This window comes from Paludisphaera mucosa, from assembly GCF_029589435.1.
Lineage (GTDB): Bacteria > Planctomycetota > Planctomycetia > Isosphaerales > Isosphaeraceae > Paludisphaera > Paludisphaera mucosa.
Genome location: NZ_JARRAG010000002.1, coordinates 2,430,807 through 2,455,393 on the forward strand (window position 1 = coordinate 2,430,807; position 24,587 = coordinate 2,455,393).

The following is a 24,587-nucleotide window of genomic DNA, read 5'->3' on the forward strand; positions in this document are numbered from 1 at the left end:
ATACTGGCTCACGGATTCAGCCGGTGTGGTCTGGGCGGTCCGTGCGGCCGATCGAAGTCCAGCCATTGCCGAGTAGGTGATCCCCTGCCCCCCTGTCGAATTGGGAGGAAGCCCACCCACCGGTATTTGCTGGCCAACGACCTTCCGTCACGAAGCCAAGGGAATGCCGGATGATTTCCTCCACCAGAACGGGAACGGCGGGCCGAGAAAGGCGAGTCACCTGGCCCGCCGACCTTGGCTCTGTCGAACGCCCGGATCCCGGCGACCTATCCCACACCATGGCTGAGGCCCGCGACTTGGAGTCATAGCTGGTCGGCCGACTGGCACCTTGACGGCGGGACCTGTCATCGAGTCATGATCAAGGCCCGACGCGGAATCGGCGACGGCAAGGGATTCGGGCCGCAGGAGTAAACCTCCAGCCCCCCTCCCCTACGGGCCGTGCTAAGCACCTCCCGATCTACGCCGAAGTCGTGGCCGCCTGGCCCACAAACTCCGAGGCGATTCGGGACGGCATCCTGGCGATGCCCCGTCCCAGCTCGGGGATGTGGAGGGGCGAGAAAGATAGCGACTCGTCGGCCAGCACGCCGCGATCTTGATCTGGAAGCTTGGTCCGGACCTCGAGGACGCTTGCAGGCTCGATTAGGCCCTGTTGACGTTGGTTGCACTATGCAGTTATCGAGTTACGTCAATCGATGACTTGCACCCAACGTCAGGGAGTCCATGCGGTACATGATCACGGACGGGCTGTGGGCGGCGATGGAGCCGCTGGTCAACCAGGCTAAGCGACACCGAGGCGGCCATCCGCCCGTACTTCCGGACCGGATGTTCTTCGAGGCCCAGCTGTATCTCGCACGCACCGGGGTGCCGCTCCGCGACCTGCCCGGCGAGTTCGGGGCCTGGGACGCCGTGTACAACCGGTTCCGACGGTGGGTCGCCTCCGGGGCCTTGGAGCGCCAGTTCGAGTCGATGACCGCCGACCCGCAGTTCGGCGCGGTCCGGCGGGTGCTCGTGGACTCCACCGATGTTCGCGCCCACCGGCATGCGGCGGGGGCGGCGCGGAAGACGAAACACCTCGGGGCGGCGACCTCGGCGCGGCGGCAGGGGCTGGGGCGCAGCCGGGGCGGGCTGACCAGCAAGATCATCGTGACCGCGGCCGACGAGGATACGGCGATCGCGGTGGACGTGCGGCCGGGCCGGGCCCACGACGCGCCGCTGCTGAAGCCGATGCTCCGGCGTGCCGCCGCCCGGGTCGAGGCGATCGACCAGGTGGTGGGAGACAAGGCGTTCGACGGGGCGGCGCAGCGGCGGGCCTGCGCGGCGATCGGGGCCGAAGCGGTCATCCCGGCGAAGGCCAACCGCGTCGATCCCGAGCCGCTGGACGAGGCGGCCAATCGCGAGCGGAACCGGGTGGAGCGGCTGTTCGCCAAGTTGAAGGAGTTCCGACGGGTGGCCACGCGGTACGAAAAGCTCAAGGCGACGTTTCTGGGGATGATTCACCTGGCCCTCGGGTTCATCCGCCTACGAGCCAAGACCAACGTCAACAGGGCCTAATCCAATGTCCGGCAACGCCTCGGCTTGTCCGGCATGGTGTAGGACCGAGGGGAGGGCGAGGTTGGTCGTGGCGATCAAATCAAATCGTCGGGCCTGTCAGACCGGATTGCCCTGTCATGCCGTTCGGATCGAGGGCTCCGTCCTGTCGACAAGGTGAGCCATGCGTTCTGGGATCGGCCCGGGCCGGCTGTTGCCAGGCCACCGACCGCTGGCGTTGGCCCGACCAGCTCGATCAATTCCTCCACCGGGCCTCCGTCGGGATCGAGTTCCCGGACTTTCGCGACGCCATACCCCCGGATCGACGCGACGGCCGTCTGCGCTGAAGCTCACCGTCTTGACGACCTCGTTGTGAACAACGGGGGCGTAATCGGTCCTCCGGTGACAGAACGCGGCGTGCCAGAGTCCGGTGTCCCTCCGGCCAAGGGCATCTTCGATTCCGGGCAGCGACCCGCGATGATCGCTCTACCAAGACTTCATCGGAGGGCGCCCGATGGCCAGACGATCTCTACAAGTAGTTGACTGGGCGAGCCTCTGCCGCGAGTGGCGCGACAGCGGCCTGACCCAGCCCGAGTTCTGCCGCCGCCGCGGCGTCCCGCTCCACATCTTCCGTCGCCGGCTCTATCGTCTCCCCGCCGGGCCGGGGGGTGATGCGACGCGACCGGCCGCACCGCCCGCGGGCGATCGGGCACCCGCCTTCCACGCGGTCCGAGTCGTCGGGGACGATCGAACGTCGCCGGCCTCGGGCCCGCAGCCGACGCCCGGCGGCGCCGTGGAGGGTCATCCTTGGCGGCGGGCGCCGCATCGTCATCCCCCCGGGCTTCGACGCCGGGGCGCTACTCCAGGTCATCGCCGTCCTGGAGGTGCCAGGATGCTGAGCTGGCCGTCGTCTGTCCGCATCTTCGTCTCGGCCCGGCCGGCGGACATGAGGCGCGGGTTCGAGGGCCTGGCCCGCATGGCGACAGAGGTGATCCGGCAGGACCCGCTCTGCGGCGCGTCGTTCGTCTTCCGTAATCGGAAGGGGGATCGGATCAAGGTGCTCTACTGGGCCGGCGACGGCTTCGCCCTCTGGTACCGCCGCCTGGAGCGTGGCACGTTGCGCTTCCCCGCCTGCGACGGCGACGTCGCGGAGATCAGGGCCATCGACCTGGCCATGATCCTGGGGGCCATGGACCTGTCCTCGATCCGGCGGCGGCCTCGCTACGCCCGGCCATCCCCGGCAACTCAAGTCGTCGTCGGACCTCATCCCGGGGGCGAGAAAACCGGATGACGGGCTTGCGCCAGGCCTTTGCGGCGGCCAGAATGGGGACATGGAGACCGCCGCGTTGCCCGACGATTTGGCCACGTGCCACGGCATGATCCGCGAGCTGGCGGCCAGCCTGCGGGACGCCCATCGCCAGGTCGAGCAGCTAGGCCACCGACTCGACCTCCTTTTGAGGCGGCTCTGCGGACCTCGATCCGAGCGAGTCGATCCCAACCAGTTGCCCCTCTTCGCCGACCAGGCCGAGGACGATTCCGGCGTCGTGCCAGCTCCCGGGTCGCCCGCGGAGCCACCGGCCCCGTCTGCCTCGGGACGGGCCAAGGGGCACGACCGCAAGCCGCTGCCGGCCGACCTGCCCGCGAGCGTCGGGTCCATGTGATCCCCCCGGAGCAGCGGGCCTGCCCCGGATGCGGCCATTACCGCAGCCCCATCGGCGAGGAGGTGAGCGAGCATCCCGCCTCGCTGTTCGTCGTCGAGCACGTGACGATCGAGGTCGCTTGCCGGCATTGCCAGGGGCACGTCCCCGTCGCGGACAAGCCGCCCCAGCCGATCGAGAAGGGGCTGCCCGGCCCGGGGCTCCTTGCCCAGGTGATCACGAGCAAGGTCGCCGATCACCTGCCTCTCTACAGGCAGAAGGGGATCTTCGCCCGTCATGGCGTCGAGCTGTCGCGCAAGACCCTGTGCGGCTGGATGGCCCAGTCGGCCTGGCTGCTGGAGCCGATCTGGAAGGCCGTGAAGGACGAGGTCCTCAAGTCGCGAGTGATCCAGACGGACGACGCCACCGTGCCGGTGTTGGACCGTCGGCTCGATCGGGCCCGCACCGCCCGGCTGTGGGTCTACCTCGGCGATCGGGAGCGTCCTTATGTCGTGTACGACTACACGGCCGACCGCAGCCGGGACGGCCCGGAGCAGTTTTTGGGGGACTACGAGGGCTACCTCCAGGCCGATGCTTACAGCGGCTACGACCGGATCTACTCCCGGGGCGTCGTCGAGGTCGGGTGCTTCGCCCAAGCGCGCCGCAAGTTCTACGACGCCCGCACCAGCGACCCCGAGCGGTCCCACGAGGCGTCGGCGCGGATCCGCGCCTTCTACGCCGTGGAGGCGACGGGCACGGGCCTGGACGACGAGGCTCGCCTCGCATTGCGACGGGACCGGTCCGTCCCGTTGCTGACACGGCTCGGGACCTGGCTGGACGAGCAGGCCCGGGTCGTGCTGCCGAAGAGCCCGATCGGCGCGGCGATCGGCTATGCCCGGTCGAACTGGGCGGCGTTGAACCGACTCGCCGAGGCCGGATACCTGTCGATCGACGACAATGCCGGCGAGCGGGCCGTGAAGCCGATCGCCCTCGGCCGCAAGAACTGGTTGTCCGCCGGGAGCGAGAGTGGTGGCTGGACCGCGGCGATCTTGCTCTGCCTAGCGTCGACTTGCCGGGCCTTGAAGATGGACCCTTCGCCTACCTCCGCGACGTTCTGGATCGGGTCTACGCCCACCAGGCCCGGCGGGTCGCGGAATTGCTGCCCGATCGCTGGTGGGCTCTCCGATGCGTCTCGGGATCAGCCCTGGCGGGGTGATCACGGCCGCCACCGATGGCTGGTGTGGCGTCCCGCTCGACCTGATGACACCGGACCGCCAAGTCCGGCGACGACGAGCAGTACCCGGACCACGGCGGCGTCCCCCGTAGCCAGGTCGACGGGGCGTGGCGAGGGGGCAATCCGGCCGGGTCGGGGTCGTTTTTGCTGCGCCTTCGGGGCCGCGCCGGCCCTGCCGCGTCGGCAGGTCGCGGGCGCGGACCACGTGAACCAGACGATGACGCCTTCAGGCGTTGAGCAGACTTCACGGCGACGACCAAGGAGGACGGCTCGCTACTGTGAACCAGACGATGACGCCTTCAGGCGTAGAGCAGAATTTGGGGCGTGATCGTGATGGATGGCGGCGTCGGTAACCAAGACGATGACGCCTTCGGGCGTTGAGCAGGCCTGGCAGCCGGCCTCCGGGTTTGCGGGCCACGATGTGACCAAGACGATGACGACGGACCCCGGAGCGCCTCGTGGTTCAGCCCGCGAGTCCGGCGTCCGCGAGGTATTCCAGCACACGCGCGAACGGCACGTCCGCCAACGCCCCGAACCTCTTGTCCCGAGTGAGCTTCGCCCGGCTCGTCGCCGGGGAGGACAGCCCGCAGAGGAACCGGGCCATCTGCCGGGGGGTCGCCAGGGCCGGGTGCGCCTGGGCTTGCAACGCATCGACGAGCATCCCCTCCGCCCTGCCCAACGGCCGGACGGGCGTGGGGACCGGCGGCCGCGGACCGACGCCCAGGCAGGGCCCGCAGTGGCCGCAATCGCCGGCCAGATCCTCCCCGAAGTAGGACAGCATCCGGCGGGTCAGGCAGCCCGCCTCGTGGGCGAAGGCCAGCATCCGATGCACACGCTCGGCCTCGCGTGCCTCGCGCCGCCGGAAACGGGCCCACATGGCCTCGACGAGGACCGCGAGCCCGGGCCCCCCGGCCGAGCGACGATAGCCCTGGCGCAGTCCCGTGGCCTGGAGGACGACTTCGCCCTGCTCCTCGAGGTAGGTCAACGCCTTGGACAGCCTGGCTCCAGATTCGCCCAGGGCCGTGGCCGCCGCGCGCACGTCGAGCGTGAGCCACCGGTTCCCCTTCCGTGCCTGGCCGAACACTCGGCCCAGGAACTCGGCCCGACGTTCGTCGAACCGCGCGAGGATCTCTTTCAGGGGCCGCGTCGGCTCGACCTTCAACTCGGCGTAGAATGGTCCGGTCGACTCCGCGACCCCCTCGAATTCGAGGTAGGTGAGCAGCGTCTCGACGACGAGGGGCCGGATGTCGTGGGCGACGGACAGCCCCTGGATCGAGACGTCGAACTCGTCGCCGCGGGCCAGGACGTCGGCCAGCAACGAGCCGATAGCCTCGCGCGTGGGGGTGTCGCCGTGGGCGAAGTTCTCCAGCGTCACGACGTCCTCCGGGCAGGCCAGAAGTTCGCAGGCGGCGGGCCGGCCGTCGCGGCCCGCGCGGCCGATCTCCTGGGCGTGATTCTCCGGGCCCTTGGGCAGGTTGTAGTGGTAGACGGCGCGGATGTCCGCCTTGTCGATCCCCATGCCGAAGGCGATCGTCGCCACGACGATCATCGAAGTCGAGGCCATGAACCGGTCCTGCACCGCGTGCCGGACCTCGTCGCCCAGCCCCGCATGGTAGGCGTGCGCGTCGTGGCCGTGCTCGACGAGCCGGCGGGCCAGGCCCTCGGCCGTCCTCTGGAGCGTGACGTAGACGATCGCCGGGCCCGGCGGGCGGGCCGCCAGGCGTTGCAGCAGGAACTCGTCTCGCTCGGCGGACGAGCATGGCGTGGCATGCAACTCGAGGTTGGGCCGGTGGAACCCGGTGCGGACGACGTCGCCCGGCGAGATCCCGAACGCCTCGGCGATCGAGCGGGCGACTTCGGGCGTGGCGGTGGCCGTCAGCGCCAGCACCCGGCCGACCGCCAGGCCCCGCGAGACGCGGGCCAGCCGCAGGTAGTCGGGGCGGAAGTTGTGCCCCCACTCGCTGATGCAGTGCGCCTCGTCGACGGCCAGCAGCGCGATCGGCCGCCCGGACACGGTGGCGACGAACCGCTCGCCGGCCAGCCGCTCCGGGGCGATGAAGAGGATCCGGAGCCGGCCGGATCGGAGGTCGGCGTGGACCCGCCCGGCCTCGTGCGCATCGAGGCTGGAGTCGAGCCGTGCGGCGGCGACGCCCCGGGCGACCAGCGAGTCGACCTGGTCCTTCATGAGGGCGATCAGGGGGCTGACGACGACCGTCAGGCCGTCGAGCAGCAGGGCGGGCAGTTGATAACAGAGGCTCTTGCCGGCGCCGGTGGGGAAGATCGCCAGGACTGAACGGCGATCCAGAAGTCGCGAGACGACCGCCTCCTGCCCCTCGCGGAATTCGGCGAAGCCGAACACCCGGCCCAGGGTCGCTCGGGCCTCGTCGATGGTGGCGGTCATGCGGGGTGATCCTTCTCTCGGCAAGTCCGACCGGAGGCCCCGGCCGGCATCCACGAGACGGATCTCGACGGGGGGCTCCATTGTTGCCGATACGCCCCGCCGCGAGAACGTCAAGATCCAGCCGGCGGTCCCCATCCCGCCGCGTACATTCGGGGTGGAGAATGCCCGACGAGGATGGGACTCGGCGGCTCGACGTCGACCCGCTCGCGGGCTCGGCCGAGTCTGCCGGAGGTCACCAGCCGCCCCAGGTCATCCCCGTCGATCCGTCTTTCTCCATAATCCGGCCGCTGCACGCAGGGCCAGCGGCAACTAACGTGTTGATCCGATAACGACTTGCATGAGGAAGTCTCCGCTCCGGCCTCAGTAGCGGCGTTTCGCGGCGACGCTCTGACGGCCGGGGTGCTGCCTCAGCAGGGAGAGGCAGAATCGGTTCATCCAGGCCATATTCTCGCGCAGGTGCACCTCGCGGATGCGGGACTCGTCCTCGCGGAACGTCGCATCGGGGGTCTAGTGTTTCACCACACCTGAGTTTGTGGTTTCCAGGACCGGGTACAGCCGCTTGAGCTTGACCCGGGCGTCCGCCGTCGCGAACTGCCAGTCGACCTTCACGGCGGCCGCGTTCCGGCCGGCCTCCCAGGCCGCCACCTCGAGCCTGAGCGAGCCCATGTCGGGGATGCGGCGGTCGAGGCACTGGCGGGCCAGGACCGACAACTCGCACTCCGCCACGTTCAGCCAGCTCCCATGCTTCGGCGTGTAGACGAACTCCAGTCGCCCCAGGATCCGCCGCGCCTCGGCCGGCTCGAACGCCTCGTACAGGGCCGCCGGCTTGTGGGTGCTCAGGTTATCGACCACGAGCGTGACCCGCTCCGCGTCCGCGTACCACTCGTCGGCGATCCGCTTCAGCAGCCGGGCGAAGTCGGCCTTGGTCTTCCGCTCGGTCACTTCCACGCGCCGCTCCCCCGCCAGCGGCTCGAAGGCCATGAACAGGTTGGCCGTCCCGTGCCGGACGTATTCGTAGTCCTCCTTGGCCGGACGCCTCGGGCGGACCGGGAGCGGCGGCCGGGCGTCGCCGATCAGCTGCTTGCCCCCCTCGTCGGCGCAGACCACCGGCCGCCTCGGGTCGTAGGGCCGGGCGTAGACCTCCAGCACGCCCTCCATCGCGCAGACGAACTCGGCGTTCGCCTTCGGCGGGATGACCCACTGCTGCTTCAGCCAGGGCTTGAGCGCGTTTTTTTCTAGGACGGTAGAGCCGGCTTGATCGGTAGTTTGCCATCGGTTCTCCTGGGGAAGCCCTCCAGGAGTCGACCGATGCCCAAGCCCAAGCGGACGCCACGACCGGCCCCCACTCGCACCGTCGAGCTGACGACCGCCACCCGCGTCTGCCCCGGGTGCGACCGGCCCCTCTGGGCCGCCTACAAGGGCCGCCGCGTCGTCGCCACCCTCGAGGGGCTCACCCGATTCGCCGTCCAGGTCCGACGCTGCCGCGATGCCGACTGCCCCCGCCACAACGTCTCGCTCCGGGCCGAAGCCGAGGGGGCCATCGCCCTGCCGCAGCAGGAGTTCGGCCTGGATGTCATCGCCCTGGTCGGTCGCCTCCGCCATGTCGAGCACCGCGGCGTCGCCGAGATCCACGCCGAGCTGACCCGACGCGGGGTGGGCATCTGCGTGCGGAGCGTCTCCTGCCTGCTGGACCGCTACGACGAGCTGCTCGCCCTCTCGCTGTCCGACCCCGCCCGACTCCGCCGGGTCGTCGCCGAGGCCGGGCGGGTGATCCTGGCCATCGATGGGCTCCAGCCCGACGTCGGCCACGAGGTCCTCTGGGTCATCCGCGACGTCCTCTCCGGCGAGATCCTCCTGGCCCGGAGCCTTCTCTCCTCCTGCCGGGCCGACCTGGCCAAGCTGCTCGGCGAGGTGAGGTCCGCCCTCCAGCCCGAGGCCGAGGGGGCCGCCGGCGTGCCGATCGTCGGGGTGATCTCCGACGGCCAGCATTCCATCCGCGACGCCGTGGCCGAAGCCCTGCCCGGCGTGCCGCACCAGCTCTGCCAGTTCCATTACCTCCGCGAGGCGGCCCGGCCGATCTACGAGGCCGATCGCCACGCCAAGGTCACGCTCAAGAAGAAGGTCCGGGGCATCCGCCCGATCGAGCGGGCCGTCGAGGGCCGCGACGACGACGAGGCGACGGCGATCCGGGGCTACTGCGCCGCGGTCCGCACGTCGCTGACCGACGACGGCCGGCCGCCGCTGGCGGCCTCGGGCCTGGTGCTGCGGGACCGGCTGGCGAAGGTCGCCGAGGGCCTGGACGAGGTCGGCGCCAAAAGGGGCTCCCGAAAGAACTGACGCGGCTGCGTGCGATCCTGGCCGGGGGCCTGGAGGCGACCGATTCGGCGTGGCCCGAGGTGCGTGCGGCGTTCGGCCGGGTGCATCGCGCCGCGGCGATCCTGCGGAACAAGGCGGGGCTCGACGCCGCCGGGGTGCGGCGTCGGTTCGTCGGGCTGATGGGGGAGATAGGGCGGCATCGCGATGCCGCCGGGGGGCTGGACGACGCGGTCGGCCATTTCCTGAAGGTGACGCGGAGCTACTGGCCCGGGCTGTTCGCCTGCTATGACACGGCCGGCCTGCCGCGGACCAACAACGACCTGGAGCAACTGTTCGGCTCGTATCGCCATCACGAGCGGCGTTGCAGCGGCCGCAAGGTGGCGTCGCCGGGGATGGTGGTGCGGGGCTCGGTACGGCTGGTCTCGGCGACCGCGACCCGGCTCCGGCCGATCGAGAGGGCCGACCTGGTGCCATCGGACCTCGCGGCGTGGCGGGCGCTCCGCGGTGGGCTGGAGCGGAGGCAGGAGGTCAGGAAGATGGGCCACCGCTTCCGCCGCGATCCCGCGGCTTACCTGCTGTCGCTTAAGGAGATCATGATCAAGCCGGCTCTACCGTCCTAGTTTTTTTTAGGACCCGGCGGACCGTCTCGTCGCTGACGGCGTCCACCGACTCCAGCTCGACCAGCCGGTCGGCCAGCATCTTGAGCGTCCACCGAGCCTTCCCGTCCGGCGGCGAGGAACAGGCCAGTGAGACGAGCCGGGCCTCTTGCGCCCCGTCGAGCTTGCGGTATCGTCGGCCGGTCGGCTTCCTGCGGTGAAGGGCCGCGTCGAGCCCGCACTCGGCGAACCGCTTGCGGACGCGGGCGACCGTGCCCTCCGAGCACTCGATCGCCTCGGCGATCGCGGCGTCGCCCAGCCCGGGCCCGCTGGGGCCGACGTCCGCCTTGAGCAGGATGCGGGCGTGGACGAGGGCGGCCGCGGCGTGGCGGCCCCCGGCGATCATCTTCTCGAGCTGCCTCCGTTGATCGTCGGTCAGCCGGACGAGGCGCTTGTCCTTCAGGGCCATGGCGGATCTCCTCCTTCGTGGAAGAGATCCTACCAAAACCGTCAACTCAGGTGTGGCGGACCACTAAGCGGCCGGTCGTAGTCTTTCTTCAGGTTTTCGAGGGAGCCGACGGCCGTAGCCGCTGAACGCCTCCTCGACGGCCTCGCGTAGGCCGACTCGGGTCGTATAGCTCCGTCGCGGCATCTCCTGGTACTTGACCTGGCGGAAGACCGGCTCCGGCTCGTTCAGTTCGGGGCTGTAGGGCGGCAGGTAGTACAGATGGATCCCCTCCCGGGCCAGACGCGGCTTTGCGGCGCGAACGACCTTGCCGGTGTGCAGCCCGGCGTTGTCCAGCACCACGACCCTCGGCGCCTTCGCCGTCGGCAAGGCCCTCAGGAAGCCCAGCAGGTCGTAGGCGTCCCATGTCCGCTCGGCCGTGAAGACGTCCAGCCGCGGTGCCGGGCCGTGAGGCCGGTAGGCCGCGATCGCGTCGACGCGCCGGCCCTGCGGGGCCTCGTACTCGACGAGCTTCCGGTCGCCGGCCAGGGCCCAGCTGCATGCGGTCGGCAGCGTGGGGGCGAAGCCGCACTCGTCGAGGTAGTAAAGCCTCAGCCGTCCGGCGGCCGCCTTATCCTTCAGGTTCGCCAGCACCCGGCCGGCCCGCTCGGCCTTCTCGGGATCCTGCTTATGCCGGAGGGTCGAGCCGGTGCGGCGGTAGCGGGCGCCCATCCGCTTCAAGTAGCGGCGGACCTGCCTCGGCCCCATGCCGATGCCGCGGCCGGCCAAGGCCTCGGCCAGCTGGCGGCTGGTCCAGGTGCGCCGCTCGCCTAGCATCTCGCCCAGGGCGGAGACGACCCGGTCGCTCCGCTCGGCGTCGGGGGCCGGGCCGCTGGCGAAGGGGCGCAGGGCCGCCACGCCGCGGGCGTTGAATGAGCGGAGCAGGTCGCGGACGGTCTGCGGGCGGCGGCCGAGATGGTCGGCGATCCTCGGGGCCGACCAGCCGACGTCCGAGAGGGCGACCATCTCGATGCGTTCGCGTACCTTGGGCGGCAGGTCGGCGCGGCGGAGGGCGCGAAGTTCGTCGCGGGTGGTGTCGTCGAGCATGGTGCGGATCATGCCGAATTATAGAAAGACCAGGTCCACCCGCTTAGGCCGTATGGACACGAGGTAGGCGTTCTGGGTGATATGGCGATCGAGCCGGACACCACGAGGGTCATCGATGAGCCATCGCCACGCGATCTCCGACACCGACTTCCGCCGCATCGAGCGCTTGCTGCCGGGGCGGCCCGGGCAGCATGGCGGCGTCGCGCGGGACAACCACCGCTTCCTCGACGCGGCCCTCTGGATCGCACGGACCGGGGCGGCGTGGGCCGACCTGCCCGAGCGGCTGGGCAACGGCAACAGCCAGTGGCGGCGGTTCGACAGCTGGGCCGCCGAGGGGCGGTGGGACCCGATCCTGGCCGAGCTGCGCGACCCGGACCTCGACCGCCTGATCCTCGACTCCACCGCCGTCCGCGCCCACCCCTGCGCCGCGGGGGCGAAAAAAAGTGGGACGGCGCCGGCGGCCAGGCCGATCAGGCCCTCGGCCGCAGCCGGGGCGGGTTCGGCACCAAGGTCCACATGAGCTGCGACGGGCTCGGGCACCCCGTCGAGCTGCTGCTGACGGGCGCGCAGGAGTCGGACATCGCGCAGGCCGAGGCGCTGCTGGCCGACCACCGGCCCGAGGAGGTGATCGCCGACCGGGGGTACGACAAGAAGGCGCTGGTGGAGGAGATCGAGTCGTGCGGTGCGCGGGCCGTGATCCCGACGCAGCGGGGCCGCAAGGTCCAGCGGCAGGTCGACCGCCACGCCTATCGGGAGCGGAACGTGTGCGAGCGGTTCTGGTCGAAGGCCAAGCAGTATCGGCGGGTGGCGACGCGGTACGAGAAGAAGGCGGCCAACTACCTGGCGTTCGTGAAAGTGGCCGCGATGATGGTCATGCTCCAGTAGCCTGGACGTCGCAGTTTCCCTACCTCGTGTCCATACGACCTAGTGCCAAAGCGGCTCAACTTTCCTCGGACGCCAGGCCCGGAGCCATCTGTCGCCATGTCGCCGTGCTCCGCTTCATCTTTCAAGAAGGCGCAGGAGGCTGCCCTCGGACCGGCCTGAACCAGGGACCTGGTCTCGGCCGCTGGAAAGGAATCGTGTTCTTCATCCCATGAACTTGCAAATACATATCAACGCGAACGCGGCCGGCGTCGCCGCGGCCGGGCGTGGACGATGATCCTGAACGTCCCCGGCTCGCTCCTGGTCGTCGACGACAACGAGCTGAACCGCGACATGCTCTCGCGGCGGCTCCAGCGGAAGGGCTACGACGTGACGGCGGCCGAGGACGGCCGACGGGCGCTCGACCTGGTCGCGGGACGTCCCTTCGATCTGGTCCTCCTGGACGTCATGATGCCGGACCTGAACGGCCTGGAGGTCCTGTCCATCCTCAGGAAGTCGCGAAGCGCATCCGACCTGCCGGTGATCATGGCCACGGCCAAGAGTCGTAGCGAGGACGTCGTCGAGGCGCTCAACCTCGGCACCAACGACTACGTGACCAAGCCGCTCGACTTCCCTCGGCCTGATCAACGACATCCTCGATCTCTCCAAGATCGAGGCCGGCAAGATGGACCTCTACCTGGAGACCTTCGACGTGGCCGAGCTGGTCCGCGGCGTGGTCGGCACCATCGAGCCCTTGATCGCGAAGAACGGCAACGCGCTGGCGGTCGACTGTCCCGGCGACCTCGGGACGATGCACGCCGACCTGACGAAGGTCCGTCAGGCCCTCTTCAACCTCCTCAGCAACGCCGCCAAGTTCACCGACCGGGGGACGATCACCCTGCGGGCGGCGATCGAACGGGCCGAGGACCGGGGGTGGGTCGTGCTGACCGTCCGGGACAGCGGGATCGGGATGACGCCCGACCAGCTGAAGCGGCTGTTCCAGCCGTTCACCCAGGCCGACGCCTCCACCACGAGGAAGTACGGCGGGACCGGCCTCGGCCTCACCATCACCCGGCGCTTCTGCCAGATGATGGGGGGCGACATCATCGTCGAGAGCGAGTCGGGCCGCGGATCGGCCTTCACGATCCGGCTCCCGGCCGAGGCGAGGAACGACGTCGCGGACTCGGATCCCTCCGAGGCCGTGGACGACGCGCCCGCCTCCGAGGCGTCGACCCCCGACGCGCCGCCCGATCTCGGGGACACGGTCCTCGTGATCGACGACGACCCGACGGTCCGCGACTTGATGCGTCGGGCCCTGAAGAAGGACGGCTTCCAGGTCGCTTACGCCGCGGGGGGCGAGGAGGGCTTGCGGCTGGCGCGCGAGATCCGCCCGGCGGCCATAACGCTCGACGTGATGATGCCCGGGATGGACGGATGGGCGGTTCTCGAAGCCCTGAAATCGAGTCCCGACGTGGCGGAGATCCCGGTGGTCATGGTGACCATCGTCGACGACAAGAACCTGGGCTATGCGTTGGGGGCCTCGGACTACCTGACCAAGCCGATCGACCGCAAGCGGCTTACGACGGTCCTGAAGAAGTACCGCCGGACCTGCACGGACTGCCGCGCCCTGGTGGTGGACGACGACGCGGCGACTCGTCAGATGGTCCGCCACTCGCTCGAGGCCGACGGATGGGTCGTGTCCGAGGCCGAGGACGGCCGGGTCGGGCTGGAACGCGTGGCGGAAGCGACGCCCGACCTGATCGTCCTGGACCTGATGATGCCCGGGATGGACGGGTTCGGCTTCGCCCAGGAGCTGCGCCGACGCGAAGCGTGGCGGACGATCCCGATCCTCGTGTTGACGGCGAAGGACGTCACCGCGGAGGACCGCATCCGGCTCAACGGGCACATCCTCGGGGTGGTCCGGAAGGACGCGTATTCGCGGGGGCGGCTGCTGGACGAGATCCGCCGCGAGGTGGTCGACCGCGTCCGTAAGCGTTCGGCCCGCCCCGCCGACGTGCAGGGATTGGGATGACGTATCGCCGGGAGGACCCGGCGGGAGAGATGCGGATCGATGCCGAAGATCCTCCTGGTCGAGGACAACGAGCTCAACCGCGACATGCTCTCCCGGCGCCTGGAGCGCAAGGGCTACGACGTTTCGATCGCCGCCGACGGGCGGGAAGGGGTCGACGCGGCCCTGGCGGGCGAGTTCGACCTGATGCTGATGGACATGAGCCTTCCCGAGCTGGACGGTTGGGAGGCGACGCGACTTCTCAGAGCCGACCCGCGGACCTCATCGACGCCGATCATCGCCTTGACGGCGCACGCCATGCCCGGCGATCGCGAGCGCGCGATCGACGCCGGGTGCGACGACTACGACAGCAAGCCGGTCGACTTCGCCCGGCTGCTCGCCAAGATCGAGTCCGGCCTCGACGCGCGGCCGGGGTCGTGAGCTCGATCCGAAGAGCTGCATCGACCCGGGACGCGACGGAATCCTCGGGACCCGAATGGCGGCGGATCCCATGTCGGCGGTTCATTGGCGCCCTGCCAGGGCCTGGCAGCCGAGTCCGATCATGGGCGTTATGTGATTTCATGATCAAATGTAGTGATTGCGCGGCCTGGGACGGCTCGCGGACGGCGGCGTCCCGATATGGTTTTTATGTCGAATTGTGTTAATTCGTAGCGATCGTGCCGCCTGGATCGTCTTCCGAACGCCACATGATCGACCGGGCTGGCTGCCCTCATGCCCCACCGACACCAGTCGCCAGGGCGGCAATCCGGAACCGATCGACCGCCCGGCCCAGCTCGTCTCCGGCCGCCCCGGCGCCGGCCAGGTCGCCCGACCCGGCCATCACCTCGATCCGCCGGGCCGAGGCAACAACCTCCTCGGCGGCGAAGTTGCTGGCCACCCCGGAGACCGTGTGGGCCAGGCGGCCCAGCGCGGCCAGGTCGCGGGCCACGACGGCGATGCGGATCGACTCAAGTTGACGCGGGCAGTCGTCGAGGAACAGGCCCACAATTTCGTCGAGCAGCCCCTCGTCGCCGCCCAGGTTCTCCAGCGCCGCCCGGCGGTCGAAAGCGCGGCGGTCATCGGCAACCTCGCCGGGCTTGGCCTCCAGGAGGGCCACCCCGGGCCCGTCGAGCCGGTTCAGCGACTCCCGCAGGGTCGCGGCCCGGAGCGGCTTGGACAGGTAGTCGTCGAAGCCCGAACCCAGGCACCGCTCGCGGTCGCCGGCCATCGCGTGCGCCGTCAGGGCCACGATCGGCACATGCTGATCGGACCCCTCCTCTCGACGGCGAATGGCGGCGGTCGCTTCGAAGCCGTCCATCACGGGCATCTGCACGTCCATCAGGATAACGTCGTAGGCCCCCACCCCCGACGCCTCGACCGCCGCCCGGCCGTCGCCTACGAGGGTCACCTCGTGCCCCAGGCCCTCCAGCATCCGCGCCGCGACCTTCTGGTTGATCGGATGGTCCTCGGCCAGGAGGATCCGCAGCCGCCGCCCGGCCGGGCTCGGGCCGGCCTCGACCCTCGCGGAGACGGCAACGGCCGGCGACTGGCCGGTCGGCCCGACCAAGCCGAGCACGGCCTTGAAGAGCTCCGAGTGGCAGATCGGCTTGCTCAGCCAGCCGCCGATGCCCAGCTCGCTGTATCGCCCCGACTCGTCCGAGCCGCCGGAGGTTAGCATCAGGATCTTCACCCCCGCCAGCGCGGGATCGCGGCGGACATGCCCGGCCAGCTCCAGGCCGTCCATGTCGGGCATCATCCGGTCCAGCAAGACCAGCTCGAACGGTTCGCCGGCGCGGACGGCCCCGGCCAGCGCCGTCAGGGCTTCCGTGCCCCCGGGGGCCACGGCGACCCGGAATCCCCACCGGGACAGCTCCTCCTCCAGGATCAGGCGGCTGGTCCGGTTGTCGTCGACGATCAGGACCGCCAGCCCGGCCAGCCGGCCCGGGTGGGGTAGCGGAGGGGATACGGGGCCGGGGTCCAGGCGGGCGGTGAACAGGAAGACGCTGCCGCCGCCGGGGTTCTCCTCGACCCAGATCCGCCCGCCCATCAGCTCGACCAGCCGCCGGGAGATCGTCAGGCCCAGCCCGGTTCCGCCGTACTTTCGCGTCGTCGACCCGTCGGCCTGCTCGAACGGGGCGAAGATCGCCGCCCGCTTGGCCGCGGGGATGCCGATCCCGGTGTCGGCCACCACGAAGCCCAGGGCCCGGCCCTCCTCGACGCCCTCGACCGAGACGGAGACCTCGCCGGCCTCGGTGAACTTGATCGCGTTGCCCACTAGGTTGACCAGGACCTGGCGGAGCCGGCCCGCGTCGCCGATGACCGACCCGGGCAAGTCCGGGGCGACCCGGCCGGTCAGCTCCAGCCCCTTCGCGTGGGCCCGGATCGCCAGGCCCCGCAGGGTGTCCGTGATCGCGTCGCGGAGGTCGAAGGGCACCGGGTCGAGCGCCAGCTTGCCGGCCTCGATCTTGGAGAAGTCCAGGATGTCGTCGATCAATGTCATCAGGGAATCGGCCGACGACTTGATCAGGTCGAGATGCTCGCGCTGCACTGGCGTGAGGTCGGTCTGGAGTACCAGGTCGGTCAGGCCGATGACCCCGTTCATGGGGGTGCGGATCTCGTGGCTCATGTTGGCCAGGAACTCGCCCTTGGCGCGGTCGGCACCCACGGCCCTGGCCTTCGCCTCCTCCAGCCGTCGCGCGTGTTCTTCCAGCTCGCGTCGGGCGCGGTGGCGTTCCGTCAGGTCGAAGTGGATGGCGATGGAGCCCAGGACCACGCCCGTCTCGTTGACGACCGAGTCGACGCCGAGGGCGACCGGGATCGGCTCGCCCTCCGGGCCGGGCATCTCGACCTCGCCACGCCAGGTGCCGCCGAGCAGCGTGGCGGCGAGGATCTCCTCGCCCCGCACGAGGTCCCCGATCGGCGCGCAGACGGAATACTCGGGCAGTTCATCCAGCCTGGTCCGGAAAAGCTCGGTGAAGGCGTGATTCACGAACACCGGCCGACCCTTCGCGTCCGCGATCAGGATCGCCTCGCTCGTCGCCTCGACCGCCCAGCGGGTCCGCATCAGCTCGATCTCGGAGTCGGCCTTCTGGAGCAGGCTGGCGATCATCACGACCTCGATCACCGAGGCCCGGATCTCCCGGGCGGCGATCAGGTCCCCATCTCCCCAGGGGGACGACCGGCCGCGGACCGTGGAACTCCAGGCGTCGAACGACTTGCGGGGTGAGAGGCGGGCTCCCTCTTCCCCGATGACCAGCCCCTTGCTCGGGTCACCGCCCCAGGTGACCTCCCGGATGAACTCCTGGCGGAACCAGATCAGGTGCGTCCGGTACACCGGGCTGATCTCGACCGCGAGCACCCCACAGGCCGCCTCGATCCCGGCGAAGGCCGGCTCGCATCCTCCCAGGGCCTCGGTCGAGAAGATCGGGCCGGGGTGATTCCGATCGATCCAGGCGCAGATCTGGCGGATCGTCGCCTCGTCCGGCACCGTCCCCACGCCCCTCACCGACGAGCCCTCGACGATCGCCAGCCCGCTCGACGGGATCGGTGATCGGCAAGATTCGGGGCGGTCCAGGATCCTGTCCATCCAGTTGGAGTGGTCCCTGACCGTCGCCAGGATCCGCCTCTGGAGGTCGGAGGCGGCGCTCTGGGCCCGGAGATGATCGCGGCCCTCGTGGGCGGCGACCTCCACTGAGATCACCTCGGAGAGGAAGTTGCAGGCCGCTCGCAAGGATTGGGAGGGCTTCCGGGGCCCCTGGTAGTGGTGGCAGACTAGCAGGCCCCAGAGCCGATCCCCCTGGAGGATCGAGGTCACCAGCGTGGCCTGCACGCCCATGTTGTCGAGATATTCCAGGTGCACCGGCGAGACGCTGCGGAGCTGGCAGGACGTCATGTCGAGCGGGCCGGCCGGCGAGAGCCCCGCCCTCGTGGACAGCGGGACCGCCCTCGCGTGGACGTCGACGAGGACCCGGACCCGGCTCCTGAGATACAGCTCTCTCGCCTGCCTGGGGATGTCCGAGGCCGGGTAATGCATGCCGAGGAAGGGGTCGAGATCGGGCCGGGCCGACTCGGCGATCACCTCGCCGTGGTCGTCGGGATGGAACCGATAGACCATCGTCCGGTCGTAGCCGCCAAGGACCCTGGCCTCCGCGGCGACCGACTGGAGGGACTGGACGAGCGAACTGGCTCCGCCGGGCGTGGGCGAAAACAGGCGGATCCATCTCGACAGCTCGACCTTCACCTCGACTCCGGCGAGGTCGGCCCGCTCCAGCTCCAGGACGAGGATCGATCCCTGCCGGTGGACGCTCGCCTCCGCCAGCCACTCGGCGCCGTCGCGGTCGATCGGGGCGAGGAACCGATGGGGATCCGACAGGTCGCTGGAGACCATCAGCCGCTCGATCCGATCCATCATCGATCGGCCCGCGAGCCGGGCCAGGTTCGAACCGAGGGCCTCTTCCGGGGCGAGTCCCAGGTACTCTGCCACGTTCTCGGTGGCGAGCAAAACCTTGAAGTCGATTGGGTCGATGCCCAGGAGGACCCCGTGGGGCTGGATGCTGCCCGGGATGTGGATCGGCTCGGATTCGCAGTGCCGCAGGGCCTCGTCGAGGACCCTCTCGTATCCCAAAGTCTCTCGATCTGTGTTCATTCGATGCGGATCCGATCTCACCGGAGAGTTCAAGCAGGGCAGCGATACAGTCATCGGTTCAGGGGCGAGAGACCTGCCGATTCCGATCGTCCCGCCGTCAGGTGTGGAGCGTATCGAGGTAGCGATTCGCCTCTTGTTCAAGGCTCTCCCAGCGATCCCGGACCAGTCGATGGACCCTCTCGATCGCGGCAGGGTCCTTCCCCTCGCCGAGCGCCATCAGCTCCTGGCAGGCCACGGCCAGGTCCCCGGCCCCGACGGTGGCGAACGCCCCCTTCAGGCTGTGCGCCTCGCCCGAAACCTGGGCCCCGTCACCCGCGAGGATCGCCGCACCCAGACGGCCCAGCCGCACCGGCACCCCATTCAGCATCAATTCCACGACCTTGCGGATCAGCTTCGGATCGCCCCCGCAGGAGACCTGGAGGCCCTCGTAGAAAGGCGTAGGGGCCTCGTCCCCCGGGCGTGGCCCTGCCTCGATCGGCAATCGCTCGACCTGGCCGCCCCAGGCGCGGAGGGCCTCCGCCAGCGGGCCGGGGCGGATCGGCTTCGACAGGTAGTCGTCCATCCCCGCCGCGATGCACCGGGCCCGGTCCCCCTCCATCGCGTGCGCCGTCAGCGCTATGATCGGCATGTGCCGGCCCGCGCCCCGCTCGCCCTCGCGGATCGCCGCGGTGGCCGCGAACCCGTCCATCACCGGCATCTGCACGTCCATCAGGATCAGGTCGTGCCGGTCGTAGTCGAGCAATTCGACCGCCTCCCGGCCGTCCCGGGCCGCCTCCACCCGGCACCCCAGCCGCTCCACCATGCCGATGGCCACCTCGCGATTGACCTCGTTGTCCTCCGCCAGGAGGATGCACAGGGATGAGGCCAGCTTCATCGCCCCCGACTCGGTGGCCGGACGCCGGGCGTCGAGCGGGCCGGGGACCTCGACGGCCCGGCAGAGGGTGTTGTACAGCAGCGAGCGGCGGACCGGCTTCGCCATCCGCGCCGCCCACGGCCCGACCTCGACCGCCTCCGGCCCGGCCGCGCCGGAGGCGCCGAGCAAGATAATCGGCACCCGGGCGTAGCGTGGGATCGCCCTGATCACCCGGGCGGTCTGCTCGACGTCCATCCCCGGCATCTCCTGGTCGAGGACGATCAGCACGAACGGATCCTCGTCCAGGTCCACCAGCAGTCGGGTCAGCGCCTCGGCGCCCGAACCCACCACCTCGGGCCGGCACTCCCACGAGAGCAGCAGTCCCCGGAGGTGCTCGCGGTCCGACTTCTGGTCGTCGACTACCAGCACACGCAGCCCCTCGAGCGGGGCGGCCGGCAGGTCCGCCTCGCCGGCCTCCTTGCCCAGCGTGACCTCGAACCAGAACGTGCTCCCCTCGCCGGGGCGGCTCTCCACGCCGATCCGCCCGCCCATCAGGCCCACCAGGCTCCGGCAGATCGTTAGCCCCAGCCCCGTCCCACCGTGGAGTCGGCTGGGCCCTCCCTCGATCTGCGTGAAGCACTCGAAGATGTCCCTCTGGCGATCCGGCGGGATCCCGATGCCGGTATCGCGGACCATGATCCGGACCATCGCCCCGGCACCGTCATCGATCGCGAGGAACGCCTCCAGGACCACTTCGCCGCTCTCGGTGAACTTGACCGCGTTGCCGGCCAAGTTGGTGAGGATCTGGCGGATCCGGACCGCGTCGCCCACCAGCCGCCGGGGGACCTCCCGATCGACCCGGCAATCGAGCTTCAGGCCCTTCCGGACGGCACCGGGGGCGAGCAGGTCGGTCAGCTCGTCCATGAGCGCGCGGAGGTCGAATTCGACCAGCTCCAGGGTGAGCTTGCCGGCCTCGATCTTCGAGAAATCCAGGATTTCGTTGATCACCGTCAGCAGCGCCTCGCCGCTGCCGTGGACCGTCCGGGCGTAGCTCCGCTGGAGGTCGTTCAGTGGGGTGTCCAGCAGGAGGTCGGTCATCCCCAGCACGCCGTTCATCGGCGTGCGGATCTCGTGGCTCATGTTGGCAAGGAACTCGCTCTTGGCCCGCGACGCCGCCATCGCCTCGTCGCGGGCCTCGCGCAGCGCCACCTCGGCCTTCTCGCGCTCGGAGAGGTCGCGGGCGATCCCGGTGTACATCCGCCGGTCGCCGAGGGACAGCTCGCTCACCGCCAGGTGCATCGGGAACGTCGTCCCGTCCTTCCTCCGGCCCGTGACCTCGCGGCCGATGCCGATGACCTTCTTCTCGCCCGTGGCCCGGTAGTTGGCCAGGTAGCCGTCGTGCTCGCCGTAATAGGGCTCGGGCATGAGCATCTTGAGGTTCCGCCCGAGCAGCTCCGAAGCCGGATAGCCGAAGAGGCGTTCGGCGGCCGGGTTGAGCGACTCGACCAGGCCTCGCTCGTCGATCGTGAGGATCGCGTCGGCGGCGGCGTCGAGGATGGCCCGCGTGCGGGCCTCGCTCTCCCGGAGCGCCTCCTCGGCCCGCTTCTGCTCGGTCACGTCGCGGGCGATCATGGAGCTCCCGACGATCCGACCGGCACGGTCCTTGATCGGGGAGATGGTCAGCGAGACGTCGATCGACCGCCCGTCCTTGGCCAGCCGCACCGACTCGAAATGGTCCACCCGCTCGCCGCGGCGGAGCCGCTCCAGGATGATCGACTCCTCGACCAGGCGGTCGGGCGGGTACAGAAAGGTCATCGGCCGATCGACGGCCTCGTCGACAGCGTAGCCGAAGATCCGCCGGGCTCCGCTGTTCCAGGAGGTGACGATGCCGTCGAGGTCCTTGGACACGATCGCGTCGTCCGAGGACTCGACGATCGACGCCAACGACGCCTGCTCCAGGCTCAGTTCATCGAGCGCCCGCGTCCACTCATCGGTCCGCTCGGCGATCACGCGCTCCAACTCGGCGGGGCTCCTCATCGCCATCAGCGCCGGCCAAGCCCTGCGGAGCGACCATGCGGTCCAGCATGAGATCAGACCAGTGAAGACCAGGACCAGCCCCGAGAGTCGGTACATCGGGTGGAAGAAGGCCAGCATGTCGAGGAAGTGGCCCAGCCCGCACAGGCCGATGAACAACGCGAAGGAGAGGACGACGCCACGGAATGGTTTCCAATCCGGCCGTCGGACCCTGAGCCGCCAGATCATCATCGGCATGGCCACGTAGGCGATCCAGACCAGCGCGTTGCCGGCGAGGTGCTCCCAGACCAGCCAGTCGGGCCACAGTCCGCAGACCCGACGCGGGACGAACCCGTCGGCGCTGAACAGGCGACCAAGGGTCTCCAGGGGCGAGTTCATGGGGCGCGACTCCAATCTCGATGAGTCCCAATGATGGGTGCGGGGCGACGACCGGCGCCAGGGCCGAGAACGGTGCCGGCGTAGTTCACCCTGCCGCCGGGCTGACTCGAAGGCGGGCGGTTCCCGCCGCGAATTACGGCCGATCGCGGGCCGCAACCGGCAACGCCGAAGGCTGCGAGATCCCTGCCCCTATCGATGAGCGTACGCGATCACGATCAAGGAAACTTTTAAATTTTATGAATGAGAACGAGTTGACGCGATTTAAAGCCTCCGCCCGGCCGGGATGCCGGCGAGGCCGTGACGATCGGGACCCTTCGCGATCGCCCGACCCGGCCCGCATACCACGGCGGGGATCGGGGCAGGTCGGGGCATCCGGTCCGCCTGGTCTCGGGCCACCTCGTAGTGCTCGGGGAGGACGCGGGTGCCATGCTCAAGGCCGCCGCCGTTCACACTTCACGAGGCGGACGGCGGCGGGCTGGTCCTCCGCGTAGGCCGGGAGCCGGCGATCGAGCCCCTCCCCCTCGATCAGGCGCATCGCCAAATACGGCTGGCCGTCGTGCTCGCCGACCTCGTAGACGGTGACGATGTTCGGGTGGTCAAACCCCGCGGCGATCTCCGCCTCCTTGCGGAATCGCCGCCGCTGCTCGTCCGAGTCCGTCGCGTCCCCGCGAATCGTCAGGGTGACCGGGCGGTGGAGGCTCGTCTGCATCGCCCGATAGACGACGCCCATCCCGCCGCGCCCGAGCAGGCCCCGCAGCTCGTAGTCACCGAAGTAGCGAACGTGCTCGCCGTCCGCCGGGTCGTCGTACTCGCGGTCGCCCCGGGCGCTCGCCGGCCGAGCCTCGCCCGCTTGACGCGTGGCGGACTCGCCCGGCCGGGTCTCCGATTACAGGACTCCGAAGGCCGCGCGGACCGCCAATTCGTCGTCGGGGAACCGGCCGAGGTACTCGGCCGGTCCGGGCGTCTCGCCGACCCGGCGTCGGTAGGCCAGGTCCAGGGCGATCAGTTCTTTCAGGAGCAGGTCGCGGCCGGACGCGACCAGGGCGAGGAGCTCGTCCTCGATCTGCGGACGCCCGCCGTCCCGCAGGGCGGCCTCGAAACGGTCGCAGATCCGCTCGACCTCGGCCACATGCCCGGGGGCCGGCGCGCTGGGATCGAGCTCATCCGTCATGATCCTGGTCCTGCCAGAGTGCGCGTATGGCCTTGAGCTTGCGCTCGATGGTGGTCTCGACGCAGCCGAGTCGCCCGGCGATCTCGGCGTTCGTGTATCCTTGTAGCTTCCAGACGGCGACCGAGCGGAGCGTCTCGTCTCCCAGACCGTCGAGGAGCCGGCGGGCGTCTTCATCCATCCGGGCCGCGTCCTCGAGGGTCGGCTCTCGCTGGAGTACGTCCCGCATGTCGAGGCCGTCGACGGCGGTCGCCGAGGCCACTCGCCCCCCCCGCGTCAGGCGCGAAGGTCGTGCCGGGCCCGATTGACGGCCTTGCGGGTCGTGATGACGAAGAGGAGCCGCCAGAGATCTTCCCGGTCGTCGAGGCGGGGGAACTCGCCCCGCTCGGCGCGTCGGCAGAAGCTTGCGAAGGCGCTCAGGGCGACGTCCTCCTCGTCGGCGACGGATCGCGCGGCCCGATCGAGCCGGCCCCTCGCCAGGCCCACCAGTCGGTGGAAGTACGCCTCCCACAGCCGCCTGATCGAGTTGCGGTCGCCGCCCTTCCAGGCCCGGAGGGCTCCGGTGATCGAGCCGCCGTCGTTCGACATGGGCCTCCAGGAGTCGGGGACCGGGCCGGGGCTCCGGACGAGCCCCGAGGATAGCCGTGCCGGATGCGTCGCTCCAGGACCGTTCGCCGAGCGGACGCGAATGATCCGTCCGGCCCAATGCGGCCGGCGGATCGACGCTTCCCGATGGGGAGATCAAGATCGGACCTTGGTCCCCGCAACACGCTCCCAGATTTTCTGGTCGCAACGGCCCGTTTCAGGCAGACGGACCTTACGAAGGCCTCCACGAGCTGCGAGGCCCATTTCAACGCGTGGGGCGTTCCGACGGACGGAAACAGGAGCCCGGGTCCGCCATCGTGCGATGCATCCGGACTTTTCAGGCGCTCTGACGATGCGGGATCGCAATCGGAATTTCGCCCCGGCCGTAGGTTCGATAATGGCGATAATGTATGCGGGCGTCAAATGATCCGATGATCACGGTCGCAACGGAGCTTTCGCGTGGCGACCGTCGCAAAAGGCCCACATGCCCAGAGGGAGTGGACCTACGGCTTCGTATCGCCGGTGAACGGCGGCGGGAAAGTGGCTCTCCCGCACTCCTGATACTGCTGGCGAATTCCTCACGCCGCGTTTGCGGGGGCCATCAACGTCGCGAAGGCCGACCTCCGGGTGCCCTCCCGTGGCCTTTCCTCCAACCAATCGCTGATCCGCGCCACGTTGATCGCCGCCGCCGTGGCGACGTGCTGCAAGTGCGTTTTCGTTTCACCGATATACCGCGACCGACGCAGGCCGAAGGATCGCACTCCCTGGGATGACCTGCCCCCTTCAAACGAG

General features: G+C 69.7%; 18 protein-coding genes and 4 pseudogenes. 11 read left to right on the top strand and 11 right to left on the bottom strand.

All coding sequences use genetic code 11. The features are described 5' to 3' along the window. Positions 1–729: 729 nt before the first annotated feature. From PZE19_RS18945 to tnpC, 5 genes and pseudogenes are all read left to right on the top strand, one after another. On the top strand, positions 730–1,551 hold the full coding sequence (locus PZE19_RS18945; RefSeq protein WP_277862194.1) for an IS5 family transposase: 822 nt from the start codon (positions 730–732) through the stop codon (positions 1,549–1,551). A 490-nt stretch (positions 1,552–2,041) separates the two neighbouring features. Continuing rightward, a pseudogene (gene tnpA, locus PZE19_RS33355) lies at positions 2,042–2,155 on the top strand (IS66 family insertion sequence element accessory protein TnpA); the annotation flags it as partial. A 264-nt stretch (positions 2,156–2,419) separates the two neighbouring features. Next, on the top strand, positions 2,420–2,818 hold the full coding sequence (gene tnpB / locus PZE19_RS18950) for an IS66 family insertion sequence element accessory protein TnpB (protein ID WP_277862195.1): 399 nt from the start codon (positions 2,420–2,422) through the stop codon (positions 2,816–2,818). 55 nt (positions 2,819–2,873) lie between these two features. Next, positions 2,874–3,188 (top strand): IS66 family transposase, encoded by a 315-nt coding sequence (locus PZE19_RS18955; RefSeq protein WP_277862196.1) that lies wholly within the window; start codon positions 2,874–2,876, stop codon positions 3,186–3,188. Further along, entirely contained in the window at positions 3,185–4,726 is a 1,542-nt protein-coding gene (gene tnpC / locus PZE19_RS18960; RefSeq protein ID WP_277862197.1) for an IS66 family transposase, read from the top strand. The genes PZE19_RS18955 and tnpC overlap by 4 nt, the downstream gene beginning before the upstream one ends. 135 nt (positions 4,727–4,861) lie before the next feature. Here tnpC and PZE19_RS18965 read toward each other — a convergent pair whose 3' ends face one another. Further along, positions 4,862–6,799, bottom strand: coding sequence for a RecQ family ATP-dependent DNA helicase (locus PZE19_RS18965; RefSeq protein WP_277862198.1), 1,938 nt, complete (start codon positions 6,797–6,799; stop codon positions 4,862–4,864). Positions 6,800–7,306: 507 nt separating this feature from the next. Next, positions 7,307–8,269, bottom strand: a complete 963-nt coding sequence (locus PZE19_RS18970) for an IS630 family transposase (RefSeq protein WP_277864367.1) — start codon at positions 8,267–8,269, stop codon at positions 7,307–7,309. On the opposite strand from PZE19_RS18970, the gene PZE19_RS18975 reads away from it, so the two are divergent. Next, a protein-coding gene (locus tag PZE19_RS18975) for a transposase (protein WP_277864356.1) occupies positions 8,159–9,735 on the top strand; the annotation gives its coding sequence in 2 pieces (ribosomal slippage) (positions 8,159–9,116 and positions 9,116–9,735; 1,578 coding nt in all). The genes PZE19_RS18970 and PZE19_RS18975 overlap by 111 nt on opposite strands. Position 9,736: 1 nt before the next feature. Here PZE19_RS18975 and PZE19_RS18980 read toward each other — a convergent pair. Then, a pseudogene (locus PZE19_RS18980) lies at positions 9,737–10,180 on the bottom strand (helix-turn-helix domain-containing protein); the annotation flags it as partial. A 63-nt stretch (positions 10,181–10,243) separates the two neighbouring features. Continuing rightward, a complete protein-coding gene (locus tag PZE19_RS18985; RefSeq protein WP_277862200.1) occupies positions 10,244–11,263 on the bottom strand; it encodes an IS630 family transposase in 1,020 nt (339 codons plus the stop codon). A 115-nt stretch (positions 11,264–11,378) separates the two neighbouring features. Between PZE19_RS18985 and PZE19_RS18990 the strand changes: the two genes are divergently transcribed. The 5 genes and pseudogenes from PZE19_RS18990 to PZE19_RS19010 all read left to right on the top strand — a co-directional run bounded on the left by PZE19_RS18990 (position 11,379) and on the right by PZE19_RS19010 (position 14,573). Next, positions 11,379–11,783 carry a transposase gene (locus tag PZE19_RS18990; protein WP_277862201.1) on the top strand — a complete coding sequence of 135 codons (405 nt, stop codon included), beginning with the start codon at positions 11,379–11,381 and terminating at the stop codon, positions 11,781–11,783. Continuing rightward, entirely contained in the window at positions 11,684–12,148 is a 465-nt protein-coding gene (locus PZE19_RS18995) for an IS5 family transposase (RefSeq protein WP_277864368.1), read from the top strand. Before PZE19_RS18990 ends, PZE19_RS18995 begins: the two co-directional genes overlap by 100 nt. Positions 12,149–12,478: 330 nt before the next feature. Then, positions 12,479–12,697: pseudogene (locus PZE19_RS33065) on the top strand (response regulator); the annotation flags it as partial. A 112-nt stretch (positions 12,698–12,809) separates the two neighbouring features. Further along, positions 12,810–14,156, top strand: coding sequence for a response regulator (locus PZE19_RS19005; RefSeq protein ID WP_277862203.1), 1,347 nt, complete (start codon positions 12,810–12,812; stop codon positions 14,154–14,156). A gap of 39 nt (positions 14,157–14,195) precedes the next feature. After that, complete coding sequence (locus PZE19_RS19010) at positions 14,196–14,573, top strand: response regulator (protein ID WP_277862204.1); 378 nt, start codon at positions 14,196–14,198, stop codon at positions 14,571–14,573. 289 nt (positions 14,574–14,862) lie between these two features. On the opposite strand, the gene PZE19_RS19015 is transcribed toward PZE19_RS19010, so the two are convergent. The 7 genes and pseudogenes from PZE19_RS19015 to PZE19_RS19045 all read right to left on the bottom strand — a co-directional run. After that, on the bottom strand, positions 14,863–18,777 hold the full coding sequence (locus tag PZE19_RS19015) for a response regulator (RefSeq protein WP_277862205.1): 3,915 nt from the start codon (positions 18,775–18,777) through the stop codon (positions 14,863–14,865). 97 nt (positions 18,778–18,874) lie between these two features. Then, positions 18,875–22,042, bottom strand: coding sequence for a PAS domain-containing hybrid sensor histidine kinase/response regulator (locus tag PZE19_RS19020; RefSeq protein ID WP_277862206.1), 3,168 nt, complete (start codon positions 22,040–22,042; stop codon positions 18,875–18,877). 430 nt (positions 22,043–22,472) lie between these two features. After that, positions 22,473–22,799 carry a protein kinase domain-containing protein gene (locus PZE19_RS19025; RefSeq protein WP_277864369.1) on the bottom strand — a complete coding sequence of 109 codons (327 nt, stop codon included), beginning with the start codon at positions 22,797–22,799 and terminating at the stop codon, positions 22,473–22,475. A 129-nt stretch (positions 22,800–22,928) separates the two neighbouring features. Further along, positions 22,929–23,213, bottom strand: a complete 285-nt coding sequence (locus tag PZE19_RS19030; protein WP_277862207.1) for a hypothetical protein — start codon at positions 23,211–23,213, stop codon at positions 22,929–22,931. Next, positions 23,203–23,472 (bottom strand): ECF-type sigma factor, encoded by a 270-nt coding sequence (locus PZE19_RS19035; RefSeq protein WP_277862208.1) that lies wholly within the window; start codon positions 23,470–23,472, stop codon positions 23,203–23,205. The genes PZE19_RS19030 and PZE19_RS19035 overlap by 11 nt, the downstream gene beginning before the upstream one ends. Before the next feature lie 14 nt (positions 23,473–23,486). Next, a complete protein-coding gene (locus tag PZE19_RS19040; RefSeq protein WP_277862209.1) occupies positions 23,487–23,798 on the bottom strand; it encodes an ECF-type sigma factor in 312 nt (103 codons plus the stop codon). Positions 23,799–24,373: 575 nt separating this feature from the next. Then, positions 24,374–24,574 (bottom strand): annotated as a pseudogene (locus tag PZE19_RS19045) (transposase); the annotation flags it as partial. Positions 24,575–24,587: the final 13 nt, after the last annotated feature.

Bases quoted from the DNA above. Each gene is read 5' to 3' on its own strand.
- PZE19_RS18945 (WP_277862194.1), top strand. From the start codon at position 730: ATGATCACGGACGGGCTGTGGGCGGCGATGGAGCCGCTGGTCAACCAG.
- tnpB (WP_277862195.1), top strand. From the start codon at position 2,420: ATGCTGAGCTGGCCGTCGTCTGTCCGCATCTTCGTCTCGGCCCGGCCG.
- PZE19_RS18965 (WP_277862198.1), bottom strand. From the start codon at position 6,799: ATGACCGCCACCATCGACGAGGCCCGAGCGACCCTGGGCCGGGTGTTC.
- PZE19_RS18985 (WP_277862200.1), bottom strand. From the start codon at position 11,263: ATGCTCGACGACACCACCCGCGACGAACTTCGCGCCCTCCGCCGCGCC.
- PZE19_RS18990 (WP_277862201.1), top strand. From the start codon at position 11,379: ATGAGCCATCGCCACGCGATCTCCGACACCGACTTCCGCCGCATCGAG.
- PZE19_RS19005 (WP_277862203.1), top strand. From the start codon at position 12,810: ATGGACCTCTACCTGGAGACCTTCGACGTGGCCGAGCTGGTCCGCGGC.
- PZE19_RS19010 (WP_277862204.1), top strand. From the start codon at position 14,196: ATGCCGAAGATCCTCCTGGTCGAGGACAACGAGCTCAACCGCGACATG.
- PZE19_RS19015 (WP_277862205.1), bottom strand. From the start codon at position 18,777: ATGAACACAGATCGAGAGACTTTGGGATACGAGAGGGTCCTCGACGAG.
- PZE19_RS19020 (WP_277862206.1), bottom strand. From the start codon at position 22,042: ATGAACTCGCCCCTGGAGACCCTTGGTCGCCTGTTCAGCGCCGACGGG.
- PZE19_RS19030 (WP_277862207.1), bottom strand. From the start codon at position 23,213: ATGACGGATGAGCTCGATCCCAGCGCGCCGGCCCCCGGGCATGTGGCC.
- PZE19_RS19040 (WP_277862209.1), bottom strand. From the start codon at position 23,798: ATGTCGAACGACGGCGGCTCGATCACCGGAGCCCTCCGGGCCTGGAAG.